11 protein-coding genes are annotated in these 23,779 nt (G+C 70.4%); all 11 read right to left on the bottom strand.

Annotated features, from left to right (window positions below; all coding sequences use genetic code 11):
* Positions 1–19 precede the first annotated feature (19 nt).
* The 11 genes from OIE47_RS37350 to OIE47_RS37400 all read right to left on the bottom strand — a co-directional run bounded on the left by OIE47_RS37350 (position 20) and on the right by OIE47_RS37400 (position 23,527).
* A complete protein-coding gene (locus OIE47_RS37350; protein ID WP_326559274.1) occupies positions 20–541 on the bottom strand; it encodes a 3-hydroxyacyl-ACP dehydratase FabZ family protein in 522 nt (173 codons plus the stop codon).
* A complete protein-coding gene (locus OIE47_RS37355) occupies positions 541–966 on the bottom strand; it encodes a 3-hydroxyacyl-ACP dehydratase FabZ family protein (protein ID WP_326559275.1) in 426 nt (141 codons plus the stop codon). The genes OIE47_RS37350 and OIE47_RS37355 overlap by 1 nt, the downstream gene beginning before the upstream one ends.
* Complete coding sequence (locus OIE47_RS37360) at positions 956–2,062, bottom strand: beta-ketoacyl synthase N-terminal-like domain-containing protein (RefSeq protein WP_326559276.1); 1,107 nt, start codon at positions 2,060–2,062, stop codon at positions 956–958. Before OIE47_RS37360 ends, OIE47_RS37355 begins: the two co-directional genes overlap by 11 nt.
* Complete coding sequence (locus OIE47_RS37365; protein ID WP_326559277.1) at positions 2,059–3,315, bottom strand: beta-ketoacyl-[acyl-carrier-protein] synthase family protein; 1,257 nt, start codon at positions 3,313–3,315, stop codon at positions 2,059–2,061. The genes OIE47_RS37360 and OIE47_RS37365 overlap by 4 nt, the downstream gene beginning before the upstream one ends.
* A 37-nt stretch (positions 3,316–3,352) precedes the next feature.
* Positions 3,353–3,610 (bottom strand): acyl carrier protein, encoded by a 258-nt coding sequence (locus OIE47_RS37370; protein WP_326559278.1) that lies wholly within the window; start codon positions 3,608–3,610, stop codon positions 3,353–3,355.
* Positions 3,611–3,656: 46 nt separating this feature from the next.
* Positions 3,657–3,869, bottom strand: coding sequence for an MbtH family protein (locus OIE47_RS37375; protein ID WP_326559279.1), 213 nt, complete (start codon positions 3,867–3,869; stop codon positions 3,657–3,659).
* On the bottom strand, positions 3,862–7,818 hold the full coding sequence (locus OIE47_RS37380) for an amino acid adenylation domain-containing protein (RefSeq protein ID WP_326559280.1): 3,957 nt from the start codon (positions 7,816–7,818) through the stop codon (positions 3,862–3,864). Before OIE47_RS37380 ends, OIE47_RS37375 begins: the two co-directional genes overlap by 8 nt.
* On the bottom strand, positions 7,815–20,249 hold the full coding sequence (locus OIE47_RS37385; protein ID WP_326559281.1) for a non-ribosomal peptide synthetase: 12,435 nt from the start codon (positions 20,247–20,249) through the stop codon (positions 7,815–7,817). The genes OIE47_RS37380 and OIE47_RS37385 overlap by 4 nt, the downstream gene beginning before the upstream one ends.
* 4 nt (positions 20,250–20,253) lie before the next feature.
* On the bottom strand, positions 20,254–21,300 hold the full coding sequence (gene sbnA, locus OIE47_RS37390) for a 2,3-diaminopropionate biosynthesis protein SbnA (RefSeq protein ID WP_326559282.1): 1,047 nt from the start codon (positions 21,298–21,300) through the stop codon (positions 20,254–20,256).
* 38 nt (positions 21,301–21,338) lie between these two features.
* Positions 21,339–22,355 carry a 2,3-diaminopropionate biosynthesis protein SbnB gene (gene sbnB, locus OIE47_RS37395; RefSeq protein WP_326559283.1) on the bottom strand — a complete coding sequence of 339 codons (1,017 nt, stop codon included), beginning with the start codon at positions 22,353–22,355 and terminating at the stop codon, positions 21,339–21,341.
* A 527-nt stretch (positions 22,356–22,882) separates the two neighbouring features.
* Positions 22,883–23,527 (bottom strand): response regulator transcription factor, encoded by a 645-nt coding sequence (locus tag OIE47_RS37400; RefSeq protein ID WP_326559284.1) that lies wholly within the window; start codon positions 23,525–23,527, stop codon positions 22,883–22,885.
* Between the last annotated feature and the right edge of the window lie 252 nt (positions 23,528–23,779).

A 23,779-nucleotide genomic window follows, 5' to 3' on the forward strand; every position in this document is an offset into this window, starting at 1 on the left:
ATTCCGTCTCCCATTCCCATCACCGATCCACCGAAGCGCCGACACTCGTCGGGTCACTCCCCTGCCGGGCCGCCGGGCTCCCGTACTCCGGGACCCGCAACTCCATCCGTGGGCGCATCGTCACCACCGCCTGGCGTACGGTCAGCACCCCGGTGGTACCCACCAGGCTGTGGCCCTCGATGATCGCGGTGTCCGCGACCTCCCGCACCAGCCGTGCGTGATGCTCGACCAGGTCACCGGGGAGAACCGGGTCGCCGTACCCGACCCCGGAGATCGCACCGAGCAGCATGACGCGATCCGAACCGGCGTCGGCGGTGGTCAACAACAGGCCCGCGGCCTGCACCCAGGACTCCAGCAGCAGGGTCCGTGGGTACGCCACCCGGCGCTCGTCGCTGTCCAGAGCCGTGCCGGCGTACCACGGCTCGTTGCGCGTCACCGCCTTTACGGCGACGATCCGGTTACCCGGCTCGATCGTCACCACCCGGTCGATCAGCAACATCGGGTACCGGTGTGCGAGCGACGGCTGCGGCGTCGTACCCATCACCGGTCACCTCGCCGCAGCCGGAGCCGGACCAGCGCGGCGAGCCCGCGCTCTGTCGACACCCGGGCGGCGCAACCCGTCCCCTGGTCGACCCGGTCCCACTCGACCTCGATCGCCAGGGTGTCCCCCGGATATACAGCGTCGCGGAAACGGGCCGATTCGACCGTGTCGAGGTGGAGCGGGCCGAACTCGGGCGGTGCCGTACGCGTCGCCGCCTGGAGCACCGCCTCGATGACGCACACTCCGGGAAAGATCGGGAAGCCCGGAAAGTGTCCGGCGAGGACGGGCTCGTCCGGGCGTACCCTGAAGCTGGCCGCCGACCGCCACCCGCCATCGACCAGGGCCGCCTGCCGGACCACCCGGACCGGTTCCCGCAGCGGACTCAGCGGCTGCCGGACCGACGTCGAGGTCGCCTCAGGATGCATCGCAGAGCCTCAGCAGGGCGCAGGCCACGGTGCCGTCCCGATCCACCGAGGTGACCAGCGCGACCCGCCCGCCGAGACCACCGGCGGTGTGCGCGGTCGCCAGCACCGACCCGATCTGGAAGGCCCCGGACACGCACGCGGTCTCGCCGAGCAGACCCGACACCGACGGCAGCACCGTCACCTCGTCACCGAGGGTCTCGGCGACCACCTGCCGCTCGTGTCCCCCCAGCGGTCCGGGCGCGTCGCTGAGCGCCACGAGGTCGACATCCGCCGCGGCGAGGCCGGCGGCCTTCAGCGCCGCGAGGATGCAGGCCGCCAACTCCGCACGCGGGTCCGCGTCGAAGAAGATCCGCGACTCGACGACCAGGACCTCGGCCAACGGCCGACGATCCGCGCCGACCGCACCGACCGGTTCGACCAGCATCATCAGCGCGCCCTCGCCGAGCACCACCGGAGTCTCCGGCGCCGCCTGCCGCCACAGCCACGAACGGCTCCGGGAGTAGTCCTCGGTCGCGCCCACCAGTGCCCGCGCCGCCCGACCGTTGGCCAGCAGCCGGCGGGCGTAACGCAGACCGAGCAGCGCACTGCCCCGCCCGCCCGCCATGGTGGTGTTCGGTCCCCGCAGCTCGTACCAGATCGCGCACTGGCCTGCGGCGGCGTTCATCACCGCGTACGGCATCATCGCCGGGTCGACGTAGAAGGGCTTCTCCTCGGTGAGTGAGGCCCGGGTGAAGTCCATCATCGTCTGGGTGCTGCCGAAGGAGGTACCGAGTACCAGGGCGGTGTCGTCCCGTCCCCGCACGCCCCCGTCCGGGCCGAGCTCCGTCAGCAGCGCGCCGACGGCCGACAGGGCCAGAGCGGTGCCCCGGTCCATCGCCCTGGTTCCCTTCTTGCCCAGCATCTCCCGGATGTCGAAGCCGGGTACCAGGCAGGCCCGGTCGTCGGGCACGTCCCACTGCGGGGCGCGCACCTCGGTGTCCGTCGGCCGCTGCTCCCGCAGTCCCTCGACGAACGCCGACCGTCCGACCCCGTACGGGGAGACGGCCGCCCAGGCCGTGATGACCAACCGGTCCGCGTCGACCCCCGTGGCACTCACACCATCACCCCGTTGTCCGCGTCCTCGTAACGGCCGAGCATGACGATCGCGTTGTTCCCGCCGAAGGCGAGCCCGTTGTTCTGCACCACCCGCAACTGCGCCGGCACCGAATGGTTCGGTACGCAGTCGATGTCGCAGTCGGGATCGGTCTCGACGTGGTTGATCGTCGGCGGGATGAAGCCCTGTTTGATGGCGAGCGCGCAGGCAATCGCGCTGAGCGCGCTGGCCGCCCCCATGGTGTGACCGAGCATCGACTTCAACGAGACGGTGCGCGGTGTGTCAGCGCCGAAGACGCTGCGGATGGCCCGGGTCTCGGTCACGTCGTTCGCCTTCGTACCGGTGCCGTGCGCGGAGATCAGGTCGACCTCCGCCGGTGTGACGCCGGCATCCGCGAGGGCCAGCGCCATGCACCGGGCGACGCTGCTCTCGTTGGGCGCCACCTGGTGGTACGCATCGCAGTTGAGGCCGTAACCGCGGATCTCGGCGTAGATCCGGGCGCCGCGCCGCTGCGCCGACGCGAGTGACTCCAGCATCAGCACCCCCGCGCCCTCACCGGTGAGGATCCCCTTGCGGTTCTTGTCGAACGGTTGGCAGAACTCCGGCGCGATGGTGCCGAGCCGGTAGAACCCGGTGAAGGTCTTGCGACACATCGCGTCCGCGCCGCCGCAGAGCGCGAAGTCGACCTCACCGGAACGGACCGCGTCGAAGCCGTACCCGATGGCGTAGTTACCGGCCGAGCAGGCCGTCGCCATCGTGATCGCCTCCACGTCGGACAGGCCGAGTTCACGGGCGACCGACATGGCCAGACGGGACGCGGGGAGGCGGCGGGCACGGGCCGGTTCCATCCGGGTCGGCCCGCCGGCCACGTCCTGCCCCACCAGGTGATCGAGGTCGTACGACTCACCGTCGGTGGTACCGATGGAGATGAGTCCGCGTCGGGCCTGGAGCGTCTCATCGTCCAGACCGGCGTCCGTCACCGCCATCCTGGCCGCCGCCACCGAAAACTGACTGGCCCGACCGAGTTGCTCGATCGGGGTGTTGCGGATCCACGACTCCGGTTCGAAGCCGACGACCTCGCAGCCGTTGGTGTGGGCGAACCCGGTGGTGTCGAAGACGCTGATCGGCCGGACACCGGACCGTCCCGCACGCAGGCCGGCCGCGAACTGATCGGCGCCCACGCCGATGCTGGAGAAGACCCCGACACCGGTGAGCACCACGCGGTGCGCCGAACCTGTTTCCCTGCTAGCTGACATGACCGCTCCCGTCCGATCGTCGCGTCGCCTGATCCGGCTACCAGTTCGCTGCTTTGGCCACGACGTCGTAGACCCCGCGCAGGTTGGTCATCCGGGCCATCTCGGCCTGGTCGATGACCACGTGGTAGCGGCGTTCCAGGGCCGACAGCACCTCGATCGCGCCCAGCGAGTCCGAACCGTGCTCCTCCTGGAAGAGGCTGCTCTCGGTCACTTCCTCCGGTTCGAGCTCCAGGGTCTCGCAGACGATCTCCTTGATCTCCTCGAAGCGTTCGGTGTCGACTGCGGATGCGCTCACTGTTCCTCCAGATGGTGTCGCGACGGACGGTGGTGGTGCGTACCACTCAGCTGCGGGTCGCCTCGATCAGGCTGTTCGGCCGCATGTCGACCCAGTGCTCCTCGACGTAGGCCAGGCAGGCATCCCGGTCGGCTGCGCCGAAGACCGTCGACCAGCCGGCGGGTACCTCGGCGAACCGGGGCCAGATGCAGTGCTGCCCCTCGTGGTTGACGAGAACCAGGAACACACCTTCGGGATCGTCGAACGGGTTGTTACTCAACACGGGCCTCCCGCTGATATTCGGCAAGTTGGTTCAGTTCGGTGGCGAGGATCCGACCGATCTGCGTGAGCGGCTCTGCGGTGAGCATGAAGTCATGCGCGCAGGGCACGTCGTGGCGCTCGATCGGGCCGTCGACGTGTGGGCGCCACAGTTGCGCGTTCGACCCGGGTACGGCGTCAGACTCGGTGGCGCTGAAGTAGACGAGCTTTCCGACGTACCCGGCCGGCCGGTACGCCCGCCGCAGGTGCGCGTTGTTGCGGCACACCCGCAGCAGGTTCGCCAACTGCTCCTCGGTCATGGCCGACATCAGGTGCTCGTCGCGGTGGAACCGGGCGACCAGGTCGGCGAGCACGATCGGACCGACCAGCAGTGCGTCCGGGTCGTAGCCGAGGTAGGTCAGGACCTGCCGCAGCAGCTCGCGGTCGTCGGGCAGTTCCTCGTCGGGGGTGGCCGGTGCCCCGTCGAGGCTGACCAGCAGGGCGACCCGTTCCTGTGCCCGCTGGAGCTGGACGGCCATCTCGTACGCCAGCACTCCGCCGAACGACCAGCCGAGCAGGTGGTAAGGCCCGTCCGGCTGGATCTTCCGAATCTCGCCCAGATACTCGGCGGCCATGTCCGCAAGCGTCTCCGGAAGAGTCTCGCGCCGCATGATCCCGCGCGCCTGGAGGCCGTACAGCGGGTAGTCGGCGCCGAGATGGGCCGTCAGCCCCCGGTAGAACCAGCTCAGTCCGCCGCCGGGATGGATGCAGAAGATCGGTGGCCGAGTGCCCCGCGGGCGGAGCGGGATCATGGTGGCGAACGAGTCGGATTCCGACAGCTCCGCCAGCCGCTCCGCGAGTTCGGCGACCGTCGGGGCCTCGAACAGCGCGCGGATCGGCAAGCGCACCCCGAGCTCGGTCCGGATCCGGCCGGCCAGTCGGGTGGCGAGCAACGACTGGCCGCCCAGGTCGAAGAAGTCGTCGTGGACGCCGATGTCGGGCACCCCCAGCACCTCGGCGAACATCGCGGCCAGCCGGCGTTCCCGGGCATCGCGGGGAGGGGTACCACCGACGGCCGGCCGATCCGGTGCCGGCAGTGCCGACCGGTCGAGCTTTCCGTTGGTGGTCAACGGCAGCGCGTCGAGCCCGACGTAGGCGTTCGGCAGCATGTAGTCGGGCAGCACCTCGGCGAGGTGCTTGCGCAGCACCTGGATGCCGGCGCTGGACGCCGCCGACGCCGGAACGAGGTAGCCGACGATCCGCTCCTTGCCCGACAGGTCCACGCGTACGCCGACCGCCGCCTGGTCGACGGCGGGATGGCCCATGAGCACGCTCTCGATCTCACCGAGCTCGATCCGGTAACCGCGTACCTTCACCTGGTCGTCGGTCCGGCCGAGATACTCCAGTTCGCCGGCGGAGGTCCACCGGGCCAGGTCGCCGGTCCGGTACATCCTGGCGCCGGCACCGGCGGAGAACGGGTTGGCCACGAAACGCGCCGCGGTGAGCGTCGGTCGGGCGACGTATCCCCGGGCGAGGCCGGCCCCGGCGAGGTAGAGCTCGCCGACCACGCCGTCGGCCACCGGCCGGAGCATCGAGTCCAGCAGGTACACCTCGGTGTTCCAGATCGGACGGCCGATCGGTACGGCGCCGGCCGGAGCCGGTGCGCCCGGCGCCACTGCGTAGACCACCGAGCCGACCGTCGCCTCGGTCGGTCCGTACTCGTTGACCACCGTCATCGCCGGCCGACGTCGCCGGAGTTCGCTCAGGTTCTCCCCGAGCAGTTGCTCACCCCCGACGACGAGGTCACCCGTGGGTGAGAAGCGGCCGGAAACCTGGTCCAGCAGACGCAGGTGGCTCGGGGTCGCCTTGAGGAAGGTGCACACCTCGCCGGTCGGTACGGGACCCTCCGGCACCGCCGACTCGGCGGTCAGGTCGGCCGCCACGATCCGGCCGCCGGAGACCAGCGGCGCGTACAGCGTGGTCACGGTGAGGTCGAACGTCACCGGCGAGTGCAGGATCGCCATCGTCGCGACGCTGGGATACGCCCGAGCCGCGAACCGGACGTAGTTGACCGCCGACCTGTGTTCGATGAGGACACCCTTCGGGCGACCGGTCGAGCCCGACGTGTAGATGACGTACGCCGGATGCGCCGGGCGCAGCGGGGCGGTCCGGTCGTGGTCGCCGGGTGCCCGGTCGTCCTCCCCGTCCCACGCCGCACGGAAGTCGGGCTCGTCGAGGTGCAGCACCGGGATGCCACCGGTGTTGACGTCGGGGAGCACCCCGCTGGTGGTGATTAGCAGGACCGCGGACGAGTCGGACAGCACGTACTCGATCCGGTCGACCGGGTGGAACGGGTCGAGGGGGACGTACCCGGACCCGGCCTTGAGCGTGGCGAGCAGCGCGACGACCAACTCGTCGGACGGTGCCAGTGCCACGGCGACCAACCGCTCCGGGCCCGCCCCGTGGGAGATCAACCGGCGCGCGAGCCGGTTGGCCCGCCGGTCGAGTTCGGCGTAACTCAGGGCACGAGCGCCGCAGGTGACGGCGATGGCGTCCGGGGTCCGGGCCACCTGCGCTTCGATCGCCTCGGGCAGGGTCTGCGCGACGACGTCGTGGTGGGTGTCGTTACGGGTCACCAGCAGGTCGTGCCGCTCGGCCGGGTCGAGGAGGTCGAGCTGGGCCAGTGGCCGTTCGTCGCCGGCGGCCACCTGGTGCAGCAACGTGACCAGCCGGTCGGCGATCCGGCGCATCCGTGCCCGGTCGAGCAGGTCGGGGCGGTAGTCGAGCCGCATCGTGAGCCGGTCGCCGGGGACCACGAGCAGGGTCAACGGATAGTGGTTGGCGTCCCGGCCCTGCGCGCCGGTCAGACGCAGTCCCGGTACCAGGTCCGCCAGGCCCGACGGGTCGAGCGGGTAGTTCTCGAACACCAGCACGGTGTCGAACAGTTCGCCCTGGCCGGCCACTTCCTGGAGTTCGCCGAGCCCCAGGTAGCCGTACGACATCAGGGCGGCCTGCTGGCGCTGGAGCGCCGCCATGGTCTGGCCGAGTGAGGCGGCCGGATCCAGCCGGACCCGGACCGGCAGCGTGTTGATGAAGAACCCGATCATCGATTCGATGCCCGCGACCTCGGCGGGGCGGCCGGCGGTGACGCCGCCGAACACCACGTCCCGCCGGCCGGTCAGGGCACCGAGCAGCACCGACCACACACCCTGGAAGACGGTGTTCAGGGTGACCGAGCGGGCCCTGGCCCACTCCGTCAGCCGGGCCGTCTCGTTCTCGCCGAGTTCGACGACTATCTGCTCGGGGAGGGTCGGTGTCCGCCGCTGCTGCGACGGGGCCAGCCGGGTGCCCTCCGACAACCCGTCCAGTGCCGAACGCCAGGCCGCGCGGGCCGACTCACGGTCCTGCGCGGACAGCCAGTCGAGGTAGTCGCGGTACGGCGTCACGGTCGGCATCGCCGAGTCGTCGGCACCGTTGGCGTAGAGGGTGAACAGCTCGCGGGCCAGCAGTGGCATCGACCAGCCGTCGGCGAGGATGTGGTGGATGGTCAGGATGAGCCGGTGGGCCCGGACGTCGTTACGCACCAGCGTGGCCCGGATCAGGGGTGGGCGGGCCAGGTCGAACCGGGCGAGGCGGTCCTCGTCGGCCAACCGGGTCAACGCCCCGTCCCGCTCGACGGTCCCGAGGTGGGAAAGGTCGTGTTCCCGCAGCGGTAACGGAATCGGGTCGGGAATGAGCTGTACCGGCTCACCGGACTTGCGGTAACGAAACGCCGCGCAGAGGTGGGGATGCCGGGCGAGCAACGCGTCTCCGGCGCGACGCAGGGCCACCGGGTCGAGGGGACCGGCCAGGTCCAGGATCAGCTGTACGGCGTAGACGTCGGCGCCCGAGGAGTCGTACTGGGCGTGGAAGAGCATGCCCTCCTGCAACGGCGACAACGCCAGGACGTCACGGAGTCGGGTACGGGTCATGTGGCGGCACCCCAATCGGCCAGATCGTTCTCGAACTCGTCAATCTCGGCCTGGCTGATCGAGGTGTGGGAGACGTCCGACGGGGTCAGCCCGCCCGCGCCGCCTCCGCTGGTGTGCTCGACGATCACCTCCAGCAACCGTGACCAGTTCTGGGCGAGGTCGTAGACGTGGGACTCGGCCAGAATCTCGCCGGCCCAGACCCAGCTCGCGACCAGTTCCGGCCCGTCGACCCGCTCGACCACCACGACGTCGACGGTCAGCGCGTGTGGCAACGGCAGACCGGGGTCGGTCGCGCCGTGCAGCGCCTCCTGCGAGGTGTCGACCGACCAGTCCGACGCTGTTCCCGTGCCAAGCCGGCCGAGGTAGTTGAAACCGATCCGGGGCACCTCGAACGCGCCGAGCACCGGTGCGGTCTCCGGATTCAGGTAGCGCAGCAGGCCGTAGCCGAGCCCACGGTCGGGGATGTCCCGCACCTGCTCCTTCACCCGCTTGAGGGCGCGGCCGACGGATGGTCCGGCGGCCCAGATGTCCGCCCACTGCGGTTCACCGACGTCGAGGTGCAACGGGAAGGAGTTGGTGAACCAGCCGATCGTCCGGGACAGGTCGATGTCGGCCCGGATCTGCTCCCGGCCGTGGCCCTCGATCATCAGTGAGACGCCCGTCGGGTGCGCCCCGTGCTGGGTGCGGCCGTGGGCGACCGCGAGGACCAACGCGGTGAGCAGGACGTCGTTGGTCTCGGCGTGAAAGGCCGCCGGGGCGGTTGTCATCAGCGACCTGGTCAGCTCCGGGCGGAGGCGCAGGTCCAGTCGGCCCGCCGTCGAGGTCAGATCGATGGCCGGGTCCAGCGGTCGCTTGCCCAGCGGCTCTTCCGGCCGGTCGAGCATCCTGGTCCACAGTGCCAGCTCCGCGGTCCGGCTCGCGGTCCGCGCCTCCGTCCGGAGCAGCGCCGCCCAACTTCGCAGCGAGGTGCCGACCGGTGCGAGGGTGGGCCGCGTACCGGCGGTCAGGGCGTGCCACACCTCGGCCAGATCCTCCATCAGCACGCGCCACGACACACCGTCCACCGCGAGGTGGTGCAGCATCAGCAGGAGTCGCCCCGGACGGTCCCCGCCCGCGTCGAACCAGACCGCCTGCAGCACGACGCCGCGCGCCGGGTCGAGCCGGTCCCGGGCCGCGGACCCCTCGACGCGTACGGTCCGTGCCACCGCGTCGTCGTCCAGCCCACGGATGTCGGTCCGGTGCAGGAACGCTCCCGGGCTGCCGCCACCGGGGGCTGCCACCCGCATCGACCATGTGCCGGGTCCACCGGCCAGCGACAGCCGCAGGGCGTCGTGGTGGTCGACGAGTGCCTGGATGGCGGTGGTCAGCAACTCGCCGTCGAGCGCCGGCGGGGTGCGGAGCAGCAGCGCCTGGTTGAAGCCCGCGAACTCGCCTCCCCGGTCGAGCAGGTCGGCGACGATCGGTGTGAGTGCCACGTCGCCGACCCCGTCGTCGGGCGCGGCGGCGGGTCCGGCGTCGACCGCCGTGGCGACCGCCGCCAGTGTCCGGACGGTCTGGTGGGTGAAGACGTCACGGGGGCTGAGCAGCAGCCCCGCCTTACGTGCCCGGCTCACCATCTGGATGGAGATGATGCTGTCCCCGCCGAGGTCGAAGAAACTCTGCTCGACGCCGACCTCGGCGAGACCGAGCACATCCGCGAAGATCGCCCGCAGTGTCCGCTCCGCATCGGTGTCCGCTCCGGTCGGGGCGGAGGTGGTGGTCGCGGTGGGTGCCGGCAGCGCACCTTGGTCGATCTTGCGATTGCTGGTAAGCGGCAGCGCCGGCAGGGCCACGAAGACGCCCGGCACCATGTAGTCGGGCAGCGTCTGCGCGAGATGTGCCCGCAGGGTCGGGACGTCGACCCGGTCCGGACGCCGACCGTGCTGTTCGGTGGGCACCACGTAGGCCACCAGTCGTCGGTCGCCCGGGCGGTCCTCGCGCGCCACCACGACGGCGTCCTCGACCGTGGGATGCTGGCGCAGGACGGCCTCGATCTCGGGCAGTTCGATCCGGAAACCCCGCACCTTGACCTGGCGGTCGGCCCGGCCGACGAACCGCAGCTCACCTTCGGCGGTCCAAGCGGCCAGGTCACCGGTGTGGTACATCCGGGCCCCTGGTTCGTCGGCGAACGGGTCGGCGACGAACCGCCCCGCGGTCAACGGGGCCTGGTTCAGATACCCACGGGCCAGTCCGAGTCCGGCGATGAAAAGGTGTCCGACAACTCCCGGCGGCACCGGCTCCAGCCCTCCGTCGAGCACGTAGAGCCGGGTGTTGGCGAGCGGACCACCGATCGTCGGTGCCCCCGTGCCGGTCACGGACGCAGCGCTCGACCAGATCGTGGTCTCGGTGGGGCCGTACACGTTGGTGACGCTTCGGGCCGCCGGGTGCAGCAGGCCGGCGAGTTCTTCGGTCAACGCCTCCCCGCCGACCAGGACCCGTACGTCCCGGAAGCTGTCCGGGCCCTCCCGCACGAGCGCGTGCCACAGCGTCGGCGTCGCCTGCAGCACGCTCACCCGGTGCCGGGCGACGAGTTCCACGAGCAGCGCCGGGTCACGTACCTCGGTCTGATGGCCGAGGAGCATCGTGGCGCCCGTCGCCAGCGGCGCGAAGATCTCCAGGTTGGAGATGTCGAAGCCGAACGTGGTGACCGCCAGCCACCGGTCGTCGCGGGTCAGGGAGATCCGGCGGCACATGTCGTCGAGTAGGTTGACCAGGCCGGCGACGGAGACCATCACGCCCTTGGGACGGCCGGTCGACCCGGAGGTGTAGATGACGTACGCGAGGTTGTCCGGGGAGAGCGCACCACGCCGCTCGTCGGTGCCGAGATTGGCGCCGCTGCGCTCCCCCAGTTCCACGGCGACGGTCGGGGCGTCGAGCATGAGACGCGGTACGGCGGTGTCCGCGATCTTGTCGTGGACGCCGTCGCGACGGGTCAGCACCAGCATCGGCCGGGCGTCGGAGATCATGTACGCGATCCGGGACGCGGGATAGTCCGAGGCCAGCGGCAGGTACGCCGCCCCGGCCTTGATGACGGCGAGGGTAGCCACGATCAGCTCGACCGACCTCGGCAGGGCGATTCCCACCACCCGATCCGGTCCGGCTCCCCGGGCCACCAGGGCCCGGGCAAGCTGGTTGGCGCGGGAGTGCAGCTCCCGGAAGGTGACCGAGTCCGCGCCGCAGGTCACCGCGACGGCGTACGGCGTCCGTTCGGCCTGCCGTTCCACCAGGTCGACGAGGGACTCCACGCCGAGCGGCCGACCGGTGTCGTTCCACCCGGTGAGAATCCGGTGCCGCTCGTCGTCGGCCAGCGCGGTGACTGTCCGCACCGGGCGGTCCGGCTCCGCCACCAGCCGTCCGAGCAGCCGGACCAGCCGGTCGGCGAGTTGCCGGACCGTGGCCCGGTCGAACAGGTCGGTGCTGTACTCGACGTACCCGTCGATGCCACCCTCGGCCCCGGCCCGGCCGGGCAGTTCCGACATCTCGAAGGAGAGGTCGAACTTCGCCGTGCCGGTAGGCACGGGGGTGACCACGCTGCGCAGGCCGGGCAGCTCGATCGCCCCGGCGTCCGCGTTGTTGAACGACAGCATCACCTGGAAGAGCGGCTGCCGGGCCAGGGAACGGTCCGGCTTCACCACCTCGACCACGCGTTCGAACGGCACGTCCTGGTTGGCGTACGCGGCCAGGTCGACCTCCCGCACCCGGCCGACCAGTTCCCTGAAGGTGGGATCCCCGCTGGTGTCGGTACGGAGCACGAGCGTGTTGATGAAGAACCCGACCAGGTCGTCGAGGGACTCGTCGGTCCGCCCGGCCAGCGGTGTGCCGAGCGGGATGTCGGTGCCGGCGCCCATCTTGGTCAGCAGGGACGCGAGGGCCGCCTGTACGACCATGAAGACGCTCGCGTTGCTCTCGCGGGCCAGTGCGAGCAGGTCGTGGTGCAACGGGGCGGGCACCCGGAACTCGACCAGGTCACCGTCGTAGGTGGCGACCGCCGGTCGGGGACGGTCGTAGGGGAGGTCGATCTGGGCCGGTAGGTCCGCCAGCGCGGCCTGCCAGAAGCGGAGCTGTTGACTGGCACGGCTGCCCTGATCCTGCTCCCCGCCGAGCAGTTCGCGTTGCCAGAGCATGTAGTCGGCGTACTGCACGAGCAGCGGCGGGCGCTCGGGGGCTGCCCCGGCACGCCGGGCGGCGTACGCGTGCGCCAGGTCCCGGAACAGGGGCGCCAGTGACCAGCCGTCGCCGGCGACGTGGTGCAGCACCAGGAGCAGCACGTGCTCGTCGGCGGCCACCTCGAACAGCGTCGCGCGCAGTGGTGGATCGACGGAGATGTCGAACCCGTGACCGGACGCCTCGATCAGGGCGGCGTCCAGACCGTCGGCGTGCTGCGCGACGACGACGAGTTCCGGCCGGCACTGTCGGGCGGCGAGGATGACCTGACGTGGCTTCCCGTCGTCGTCGGGGAAGATCGTGCGGAGCGATTCGTGCCGTGCCACGAGGTCGGCGAGCGCCTCCCGCAGCGCGTCGCGGTCCAGGACGCCGGAGAGCCGGACCGCGGTCGGAATGTTGTACGCCGGGTTCGGCCCTTCCAGCCGGTTGAGGAACCAGAGCCGGAGCTGGGCGAAGGAGAGCGGCAGTACGTCCGGGCGGGTGGCGGGCAGGACCGGCGGCCGGGCCTGCCCGGCCGAGTCGAGCAGTCGTCCCAGCTGTTCCGGTGTGGGCGCCTCGAACAGCGCACGGACGGACAGTTCGACACCGACCTCGGTACGGATCCGGCTGACCAGCCGGGTTGCCAGCAGCGAGTGGCCGCCGGTGGCGAAGAAGTTGTCGTCGACACCGATCCGGGGCACCCCGAGAACCTCGGCGAAGAGCTCGCAGAGGAGTTCTTCGCGGGGTGTGGCGGGCCGGCGGTGGATCGTCCCGGCGTGGTAGTCGGGCGCGGGAAGCGCCTTGCGGTCGAGCTTGCCGTTGGTGGTCAACGGCAGCACCCCGAGGGCGACGAAAGCGGCCGGCACCATGTGTTCCGGCAGTACCGACGCGACGTGGGCGCGGATCTCGGCCAGGTCGGTCCCGCCGGCCCCGGGCACCAGGTAGGCAACCAACCGGCGGTCGCCCGGCCGGTCCTCCCGCACCACCACCGCCGCCTGCGCGACCTGCGCCGACGTACGCACCGCCGCCTCGACCTCGGCCAGCTCGATCCGGAACCCGCGGACCTTCACCTGGTCGTCCGAGCGGCCGAGGTAGTCCAACTGCCCGTCGGGCGCCCACCGGACCAGGTCGCCGGTGCGGTACATGAGGGAGCCGTCCGTTGGTGCGAACGGGTCGGCGACGAACCGCTGCGCGGTCAGGGCGGGCCGGTGCAGGTAGCCACGGGCCACCTGTCCACCGGCGAGGTAGAGCTCACCGGTGGCTCCCACCGGGACCGGCCGGAGGGCGTGGTCGAGCACGTACAGCCGGGTGTTGGCCAAGGGGCGGCCGATCGGCGGGCGACCGGCTGCCTGCAGCGGGTCGCTCATGGTGACGCAGACCGTCGCCTCCGTCGGACCGTAGGCGTTGATCATCATGCGGTCGGTCGCCCAGCGGGCGACGAGTTCGGGCGGGCACGCCTCGCCCGCCACGATCAGCACCAGGTCGCGCGGCAGCGTGGTGTCCGGGGGGAACGCGGCGACCACGCTGGGCGGAAGGCTCACCAGGGTGATCCGCTGCCGGGTGATGAGGTCGGCCAGTGCGGCGCCGGCCTCCCGCTCGTCGTCGCCTGCCAGGACGAGACATCCGCCGCCGAGCAGGGCGACGCTGAGTTCCCAGGCCGCCGCGTCGAAGCTCAGCGAGGCGAACTGGAGCAGCCGGGTGTCCGGGCCGACCCCGAACCGCTCGATCTGGTCGGCCACCAGCCGGAGCACGCTCGCGTGCTCCACGACGACCCCCTTGGGCCGCCCGGTGGAGCCGGAGGTGTAGATGACGTAGGCCGCGTCCCGCTCGGTCAGCGGTCGGGTCCGACGCGCGTCGTCGAGGTCACCGTCGGCCCGGCTGTCCAGCACCGCCCGGTGACCCGGGTCGTCGAGCAGCAGCGTCTCGATCGGCGTCGCGGACAACCTGTCGCCCAGCGACCGGGTCGTGACGGCCAGGGCCGGTCGCGCGTCGTCGAGCAGGAACGCGATCCGATCGTCCGGGTAGTTCGGGTCCACGGGCAGGTAGGCGGCGCCGGCCTTGAGTACGCCCAGCAGGGCCACCACGGTCTGCACGGACCTCGGCACCAGCAGCGCGACAACGTCCCCGGGGCCGATCCCCCGCTCGACGAGCAGCCGGGCGAACCGGTTGCTCCGGGCGTTCAGTTCGGCGTAGCTGAGCACGGTGTCGCCGTGGCGCAGCGCGGCCGCCGCGGGGGTGCGCCGGGCCTGCGCCTCGAAGAGGGCGGGGACCGTACCGGCCGGGACGGCACGAACGGGCCCGTTCCAGTCGACCAGTACCCGCTGCCGCTCCGGACCCTCCAGGAGGTCCACCCGCGCGACCGGTTGGTCGCCGTCGGTCACCATTGCCCGCAGTATTCGCAGCAGCCGGTCGCCGAGCCGGTCGACATCGTCGCGGTCGAACAGGTCCGGCCGGTAGTCCAGGCGGAACCGCATCCGCTGCCCGGGTACGACGAGCAGGCTGACCGGGTAGTGCGTGGTGTCGCGTACCGCCATGTCGACGATGCGCAGGTTGTCGTCCAGGCGCTGGAATCCGGCTAGGTCCAGCGGGTGGCTCTCGAACACCACCACGGTGTCGAACAGGCTGCCCAGCCCGGCGAGCTGCTGGATCTCCGCGAGCCCGAGGTGCTGGTGCGGCATCAGGGCCGCCTGGCCGTCCTGGAGCCGCCCGAGCAGTTCCGTGAGCGTCAGAGCCGGTTCCACGCGCAGCCGTACCGGCACGGTGTTGATGAACATGCCGACCATCGACTCGATGCCGGCAACCTCCGGTGGCCGTCCCGCGACGGTCGCGCCGAACACCACGTCACGCTGCCCGGTGACGGCGCTGAGCAGGATCGCCCAGGCGCCCTGGAACACCGTGTTCAGGGTGAGCCCGTGGGCCCGCGCCCACCGGGTCAGGGAGGCGGTGAGCGGCTCGGTGAGTTCGACCTCGACCTGTCGGGGCAGGGCCCCGAGGGGCGCGTCCTCGGTCGCGTGCACGCGGGTGGGCAGGTCGAGCCCGGCCAGCGATTCGCGCCAGGCGGCCCGTGCCGCGTCCCGGTCCTGTTCGGCCAACCAGGTCAGATAGGCACGGTACGCGCCCGGCCGGGCCAGCCCCGTGTCCGATCCGCCGTTGGCGTAGATGGCGAAGAACTCGTCCAGCGCCAGCGGCATCGACCAACCGTCGGAGACGATGTGGTGGTTGGTCAACAGGAACCGGTAGCGGCCGTCGCCGAGCCTGATCAACGTCGCGCGCATCAACGGCGCCTCGGTCAGGTCGAAGCGGCGGGTACGGTCCTGCTCCGTCAGTCGGTCGACCTCGGCCTGCCGGTTCCGCTGGTCGAGACCGGACAGGTCGTGATCGACCCAGCCCGGCGCGATGCCGTCGGAGATGACCTGTAGCGGATGCCCCGACCGGTTGTACCGGAACGCGGCCCCGAGGTTCGGGTGTCGGGCCAGCAGGGCCGCACTCGCCGATCGCAGGAGGACGGGGTCCGCCTCACCTTCGAGGTCGACCACGACCTGGACGTTGTAGACGTCCAGTGCCTCCTGCTCGTACCTGGCGTGGAAGAGCATGCCCTCCTGCAACGGTGCCAACGGCAGCACGTCGGACAGTCGCGGATGCTCGGCCTCGATCGCGGTGATTTCGTCCTGGGTCAGCGCGACGAGCGGCAGGTCGGACGGGGAGCGACCACCGGTGCCCGGCTGCTCGGCGTGCACGCGCAGGCCACGCAGCGCGGCCACCCACCGGTCGGAGATGTCGCGCACCTCGTCCTCGGTGAGGACGCCGCCGGCCCAGGACCAGGTGGCGGTGAGTCGGGGCCCGTCCGGGCCGTCCTCGGTGATGGCCCGCAGGTCCAGAACGTACGGCAGCGGCATGTCCGGGTCGCCGTCCTCGCCGAGCGTGCCGAACTCGTCCGCCACGGTCCAGTCGGCACCGCTGGCCGTGGTGGTGAACCGGCCGAGGTAGTTGAAGCCGACCTGCGGCATCGGGTACCCGGCCAGCACGGCGGCCGTGTCGGGGTTGAGGTGACGCAACAGCCCGTACCCGAGCCCGTGGTCGGGCAGCGCGCGCAACTGTTCCTTGACCCGGCGCAGGGCGTGCCCGACGACCACACCACCGGCGTCGACCTCGGCCCGGTCGGCCGTACCGGGATCGAGGAAGACCGGAAACACGCTCGTGAACCAGCCCACCGTCCGCGAGGTGTCCAGGTCTTCCCGGAGCTGCTCACGGCCGTGTCCCTCGAGCCCGAGCAGCACGCCCGAGCCGCTGCCCCGCCAGCCCGCCAGCGCCAGCGCGAGAGCGGTCAGCAGCACGTCGTTGGCGGTGCAGTGGAAGGCTGCCGGGATCCGGGTGAGCAGCGGCGCCGTCTCCGCGACCGGCAGGCTGATCTCCACCCGCCGTGTCGTACGCCGCAGGTCGACGCCCGGGTCGAGCCGTCGACGGCCGAGCACCGGGTCCGGCTGCCCGAGGATGCCCGTCCACAACGCCAACTCACCGGTGCGCCCCGCCGACGCCTCGGCGGTCAGCGACTCGCTCCATCGTCGGAACGACGTGGGTACCGGGTCGAGCACCGGACGGGTGCCGGTGGACACCGCCCGCCAGGCGACGAGCAGATCGGGCACCAGGATCCGCCACGAGACACCGTCGACGATGAGGTGGTGCAGCATGAGGACCAGTCGACCGGCCCGATCGGCGCCGGCGTCGAGCCAGACGGCCTGCACCACGACACCCGCGGACGGGGCGAGGCGGGCCTGGGCGGCGAGCCGCTCGTCGGCGACGACCGTCGTGAGCCGCTCGTCACCGAGGTGCGCCACGTCGACGCGGGTCAGCATCTCGGCCGCGGAGACCGTGCCGGACGCGGCGACCGTCATCGACCAGGCGCCGGCCGACCCCTCGATCCGGGCTCGCAGCAGGTCGTGGTGGTCCACCAACGCCTGCAACGCGGCCGCGAGATGGTCGGGGTCGAGGTCCGCCGGCACCCGGAGCACCATCGACTGTTGGTAGGCCGCCATCGGCCCACCGTGCTCGCGGAGCCAATGCATGATCGGGGTCAGCGGGACCGGTCCGGTGCCCTGCTGCGCCGACTCCACGCCGGTGGGGTTGGCCCGCCGGGCAACGGCGGCGAGTCCACCCGCGGTCTTGTGACGGAAGATCTCCTGCGGCGTGATCAACAGGCCGGCTCGGCGGGCCCGGCTGACCAGTTGGATGGAGACGATGCTGTCGCCGCCGAGATCGAAGAAGCTGTCGTCGATGCCGACGTCCGGCACCCCGAGCACCTCGGCGAACAGGTCCCGCAGCACCTGCTCGCCGGGAGTCCGTGCGGCCCGGCCGGTGGTGGTACGGGCGCTCGGCGCCGGGAGGGCCTTGCGGTCCACCTTGCCGTTGGCGGTCAACGGCAGCGCGTCCAGGGCGACGAAGACCGCCGGCACCATGTAGTCGGGCAGCACCCCGGCCGCGTACGCCCGCAGCGACGACGGGTCGGTGACTCCGACCACCCACGCGACCAGACGTTTCTGCCCGTTGGCGTCGGGCCTGACGTCGACGACAACGTCGCTGGCCTCGGGCAGGCCGCGCAGGACGGCTTCGACCTCGCCCAGCTCGATCCGGTGGCCCCGGACCTTGACCTGGTTGTCGCGGCGCTCGACGAACTCCAACTGCCCGTCCGACCGGGACATCACCCGGTCGCCGGTGCGGTACATCCGGGCGCCGTCCTCGTCGGCGAACGGGTCTGCCAGGAACGTCGCCGCCGTCTTCGTCGGATCGCCCAGGTACCCGCGTCCGACACCGACCCCGCCGACGTACAGCTCTCCCCGCCCGCCCGGCGGGACCGGTCGCAGGCTGTCGTCCAGCACGTAGAGCCGGGTGTTGCGGACCGCCCGGCCGATCGCGACCCGGCCGTCGGGCAGGTCGTCCCGACCGGCGATGAACGCGTGGGTGACATCGTCGGAGCACTCCGTCGGCCCGTAGGCGTTGACCATGACGATGTCGGGATAGCGGGCCAGCCACCGGACGCAGAGGTCGGCCGGCAGTGCCTCGCCGGTGACCACCATCCAGCGCAGCTCGGGCAGCCCGATCTCGGGCGCTCCGCTGTCCCAACTGTCCAGCGCCGCGCGCAGCAGGGACGGAACCACCTCCAGTACGGTGACCGCCTCGCGCCGGACCAGGTTCATCAGCAGTTCGGGGTCTGCCGCCGTCTCGCGCGGCACGACCCGTACCCGACCGCCGACGACGAGTGCGGCGAACATCTGCCAGATGGCGATGTCGAACGTCAGCGGTGCGTTCTGTACCACCAGGTCGGCGGCGGTCAGCTCGAGGTCCTCGACCTTGGCGAGCAGGTGGTTGACCATGCCCCGCCGGTGCACCATCGCACCCTTGGGACGACCGGTCGACCCCGACGTGAAGATGACGTACGCGAGATCGTCCTCCCGTCCCGACAGGGGGGTGAGCGCGCCGGCCGGGTCGACGGCGTCGTCCGCCATGATCAGGTCGAGGTGGTGCGCCGAGGACGCCACGATCTCCTCGGCCAACTCTCGGCATTCCGGGCCGACCAGGAGGGTCCGCACGCCGCTGTCCGCCAGCATCCCGGCTGTCCTGCCGACCGGCGCACGGGTGTCCAACGGGATCATCGCGGCGCCGGCGCCCAGTACGCCCAACGCCGAGACGATGAACCGCACACCCGGGTCGCCGAGCACCGCGACCAGCGAGTTCGACCCCACGTCGTGGGCCCGTAGCCGCCGGGTCAGCGCGCTCGCCCGACCGACGAGGGCGGCGTACCCGACCGCCTGACCGTCGTCGACGACCGCCACCGTCTCCGGGCGGGCCTCGGCGTGGGCGCGGATCCGTTCCACCACACCGGCGAAGCCGCCGTGCCGGTCGGTCCGGTTCCACTCGACGAGCACCTGTCGCCGCTCCGCCGCGTCGACCAGATCCAGCCGCCCCAGCGGTACCCCGGACTCCGCCTCGCACAGCCCGGCCAGCAGGGTGCCGAAGTGCCGGGCGTGTCCGGCCAGCTCGTCATCCCGGTAGAGCTCGGGGTTGCCGGTGAAGTGCAGCCCCAGGTCACCCGAAGCCTCGTCGAAGGCGGTGATCTGCAGATCACTCACCGGGCCGCTGGAGACCTCGTGCATCCGGGCGACGCACGGGCCGAAGCGGTATTCGACGCCGTACGGCAGGATGTTGATCGCCGGGCCGAACGGGCGCCGATCGTCACCCGCCAGACCGAGGTGGCGCCGCATCTGGTCGCCCCGGAAGCGCTGGTGCCTGAGGGTGTCGCTCAGGGCCCGTCCCACGTCGGACAGCAACTGCGTACGCGTCATCGCCGGGTCCAGCCGTACCGCCAGCGGCACGAAGTTGGCCCGCAGGCCGGGAATGCTCCGGGCGAGTGCGCCGACCCGGCTCGCCACCGGGAGGGTGAGCAGCACCTCCCTGGCACCGGTGACCCGATGGGTGTAGAGCGCCGTGGCCGCGATCACCAGGGTCGGCTGGGTGACCCGTGACTCCCAGGCCACCTCGCGCAGCCGCTCGCCGGACGGGTTTGTCACGGCGTCGGTGACCCGGCGGAAGCCACGGCCCGGTACGAAGGGGCGGGTCGACAGGCTGAGTGGTTCCTGGGCCTCGGTCAACCGGGCGACCCAGTGGTCCCGGTCGCGCCCGGAGCGCTCGGACCGCTCGTACGCCTGCTCGTCCTCGATCAGCGCGCGCAGGGGCGGAAAGGGAGTGCCGGTGTCCGGCAACTGCTCGGCGAGGGCGGTGTAGATCTCGCCCAGCCGGCGGGCGAAGAGCCCACCGCTGAACGCGTCCCAGAGCACGTGGTGCACGACGACCAGCATCAGGGACCGGTCCTCGGCGAGTTTGGCCAGGCAGAAGCGGTAGAGCGGCGGACTGACCAGGTCCATCGGACGACCGAGGTCCTCGTTCACCTTCGCCCGTGCGGCCGCCTCGGGATCCGGGAACGCGCGGAGGTCGACCGTGCTGAAGGGCAGCTGGTCGAGCGGTGCCACGATCTGGCGCGGCACACCGAGCTCCGGGACGAAGTGCGCCCGTAGGCAGTCGGTCTCGATGACGGCCTGACGCAGTGCGGCCTCGAACAGCCGCTCGTCGAGCGGGCCCCGGATGTCGAGCCAGCCACCCATGTTGAACGTGGGGTCGCCGACGTCCAGTTGCTGGGCGTGCCACATCTCCCGTTGCCCGGCGGACAGTGGCAGCGCGAACACTCGGTCGTCCGTCATGACCTCACCTGCTCCTCGGTTGACCTGACGCCACCGGTCCTGCTGCGACCGGTGCCGGCACGCTCGCCACCAACGAACGTGGCCCACCCTCGTGGACGTCGCTCAGCGCGTCGCCGTACATCTCGCGGAGCCAGGTCTTGTCGTAGACCGACTCCAGGTAGCGGTCGCCGAGATCGGGCGAGATGGCGACCGCGGTCAACTCGTTGTTCGCATCGTGTTCGGCCAGCCAGGCCAGCGCGCCGCTGACCACCGTGCCGGTGGAGCCACCCATGAGGAAGCCGGCCCGGACCATCTGGTGACAGGCCCGGACCGTGTCGACCTCCGCCACGTGCACCACTCCGGCCAGGGCCGAGGTGTCCAACATGGGCGGTCGCACGCCCGCACCGAGCCCGGGGATCATCCGGTTGCCGGCCGGTCCGCCGAAGGTCACCGAGCCGTCGCTGTCGACGGCGACCACCCGCACCGAGGGCCGCTGCTCCTGGAAGTAGCGGACGCACCCCATCAGGGTGCCGGTGGTGCCGGCACCGACGAACAGCACGTCGAGTTGCGGGAAGCTGCGGGCCACCGCCGCCGCGGTGACCCGGTGGTGCGCCCGCCAGTTGTTCGGGTTGGTGTATTGGTTGAGCCACACATACCGCTCGTCGCGGTCGCACAGGTCACGTACGTACCTGAGCCGGGCGCCGAGGAAGCCACCCACCGGATCGGGCTCGGTGATGACGCATACCCGACTCCCGAAAGCCTCCATGGTGCGGATAACCGACGCGTTGCTACGTACGTCGGTGACGCAGACGAACCCGTATCCACGACTGGCGGCAATGGCACTGAGCGCGACTCCGAGATTCCCCGACGAGGACTCGACAAGTACGGACCCACGACGGAGCAAACCCATCCGCTCGGCTCCGGCGACCATCTCCGCCGCAGCTTTGAGCTTGATTGATCCCGCGAAGTTGAAACCTTCACACTTGAGATAAAGAGAGCGTCCAAAGATTTGCTCAAGATTGATGAACAGCTCTTCTTCGTTATAGTCCTGCGGCGCGGTGATGACCTGCACTCAAGGCCCCCGTCAAACAGAAGTAGTTTGAAGCCGCATCAACCGTACCTACGGAGTTCGGCGAAGAAGTCGTCGATCACAGCCAGTTCACCGGACGCCCGAACCTGGTCGTAGACGTATTTGCCCACTGCCAGATCGAGTATGCCCAGCCCAAACGGCGAGAAGACAACAGAACGGTCGGCAGGCACCGATACGTTGCCGAACACCACGTCGCCGAGCGTGCCCAGGATGAATTCCCGGCCGCCACTGATCTGCTCGGCCAGGTGCGGCGAGGTGTCCGCCTTCAGGCAGTGCTCGATGTCATCGACGATGTTCGTGGCGTCGAGAATGAGCTCGGGCGCCAGGTCGCGCAGGGAGAGATGCAGCACCAGCGGGTGGTGGCTGAACCATGCTGCGTCATGGACGTGCGGCCGCCCCGCCACTGTCGCGAACACGACGATGTCGGAGGACCTGATCAGATCCTCGGTCTCCTGGTAGACCGTCACCGGTGCGTCATCCGCCCTGGTCAGGTACTCGCGGAAGCCCTGCGCGTGGGAGTCGACCAGGTCGCGTACGCCCACCTGCTCGAACGTCCAGCCGCTGCCGACCAGGTAGGTGTGGGTGAATCTGGCGATCAGCCCCGCACCGACGAACCCGATCCGCGCCGGTCGCCCACGTCCTCTGGTCAACCAGTCGGCGGCCAGTGCCGCGGAGGCGGCGGTCCGGACGGCACTGATGACCGAGGCTTCGAGACAGGCGAGTGGGTAACCGGTCGCCGGATCGTTGAGAATGAGCACGGCAGAAGCGCGCGGCAACCCACTCTCGACATTCCCCGGGAAACTGGAAATCCACTTCAACCCGTCCACAGGATCCGCACCACCCATGGAAGCGGGCAGGGCAATGATCCGCGAGGTCGGACGATCAGGGAATCGCAGGAAGTAGGAATCCGGATTCACCGTCTCGCCACGACGGTGCGCCCCGTACGCGGACTCGACGATCTGTATGACCTGCCGCTCTCTCGATTGGAGAGTGCCACGGACCTGACTGCCCGGAATCACCGCGAAAGACGGCGCCATGGACTGACCCACCCGATCCCCCCAGATCGCACGAGAACGGCCGGCACTATTACCCGACCGAGCGGTTCAAACGGCAAAACCATAATCCACGGTCGAGCATCGAGCAAGCCGCTACTCAACGGTAGCGACCCGTACCGTGGATTTGATCTTGACCGCTACTTGCCAACTGCACGACAAAGACCGGCTTCGTTTTATGAGGCCGTGAGCGACGCTACACGAGACAAGCCCCACTCGGGAGGGACACATCGACCCGCGTGCCGGGATCGCCGGCTGCAGCAAGCTGCAAAAGTTAGTGCTTTATCCGACTTGGACACACCGCCAAACGGGCATACCCCCGGCAACCAACGCCCGACGCGTTACCGCGTCACAATTGATTTACGAAGAGTAGCCTTCCGAACACACTGTTTGTACCACCGTGGCCACCCCTGTTCAGAGCCGGCAGGCTGACCGAACAGCCGAGGTGTCCCGGATGACCAGGCTCACCGACCCGGCCTGCCGGCGCGGCCCCGCCGGCAGACAAGCTCCGCCTAACTGTCCAAATAGGCCAGTACGGCGAGCACCCGCCGATTGTCGCTGTCGGACAGTTGCAGCCCAAGCTTGCTGAAGATGTTGTTCGTATGCTTGGCGACGGCCTTCTCGGTCACGAAGAGCTGACCCGCGATGGCACTGTTCGACCTGCCCTCGGCCATCAACGCGAGAACCTCCCGCTCCCGGGGCGTCAGCACGTCGAGCGAGTGCCCACGGGCGCGCCCGGTCAGCAGCTCGGAGATCACCTCGGGATCCATCACGGTGCCACCGGCGGCGACCCGACGTACGGCGTCGACGAACTGGCCGACCGCGGAGACCCGGTCCTTGAGCAGGTAACCCACCGCGCCACGGCGATCGGAGAGCAACTCACGCGCGTAGAGCGGCTCCACGTACTGCGACAGCACCAGCACCGGCAGCCCCGGCACCCGCGCGCGGGCGGCGATCGCGGCGCGCAGACCGTCGTCGGTGAGGTCGGGCGGCATCCGGACGTCGACGATAGCGACATCCGGTCGGTGCGTGACCAGCGCCTCACGCAACTCCGGGCCGTTGTCGACGGCGGCGACAACGTCGAAATCGTACGCCTCGAGCAGCCGGATCAGACCGTCTCGCAGCAGAGCCAGATCCTCACCAAGGACAACCCGCACCGGAGACTCCATCGTCAAGCTTGATGGACCGTCGGGCCCGTCCAACGCACGCACACTACTACGGATCCGGGTCCGGCCGAGGGGCGATCGGAGCACGCGAAGGCCCGGTGCAGCGGCGGAGCAGGGCGTTCCACCGGGCGATCCCCTCGCCCCGGTCGTCCGCCGACATCCCCGTTCGCACCTGCGGTCGCGGTCAGGTACATGGCTCAGGAGTACGAGGCCCAGCCCATGACACCGAACCAGCGCGCCGAC

The sequence above is a fragment of the Micromonospora sp. NBC_01796 genome (assembly GCF_035917455.1).
GTDB lineage: Bacteria > Actinomycetota > Actinomycetes > Mycobacteriales > Micromonosporaceae > Micromonospora_G.

What these genes read in the sequence shown, in the direction of transcription:
- OIE47_RS37350 (WP_326559274.1), bottom strand. Translation starts at nt 541, where the DNA reads ATGGGTACGACGCCGCAGCCGTCGCTCGCACACCGGTACCCGATGTTG.
- OIE47_RS37355 (WP_326559275.1), bottom strand. Translation starts at nt 966, where the DNA reads ATGCATCCTGAGGCGACCTCGACGTCGGTCCGGCAGCCGCTGAGTCCG.
- OIE47_RS37365 (WP_326559277.1), bottom strand. Translation starts at nt 3,315, where the DNA reads ATGTCAGCTAGCAGGGAAACAGGTTCGGCGCACCGCGTGGTGCTCACC.
- OIE47_RS37380 (WP_326559280.1), bottom strand. Translation starts at nt 7,818, where the DNA reads ATGACCCGTACCCGACTCCGTGACGTCCTGGCGTTGTCGCCGTTGCAG.
- OIE47_RS37385 (WP_326559281.1), bottom strand. Translation starts at nt 20,249, where the DNA reads ATGACGGACGACCGAGTGTTCGCGCTGCCACTGTCCGCCGGGCAACGG.
- sbnB (WP_326559283.1), bottom strand. Translation starts at nt 22,355, where the DNA reads ATGGCGCCGTCTTTCGCGGTGATTCCGGGCAGTCAGGTCCGTGGCACT.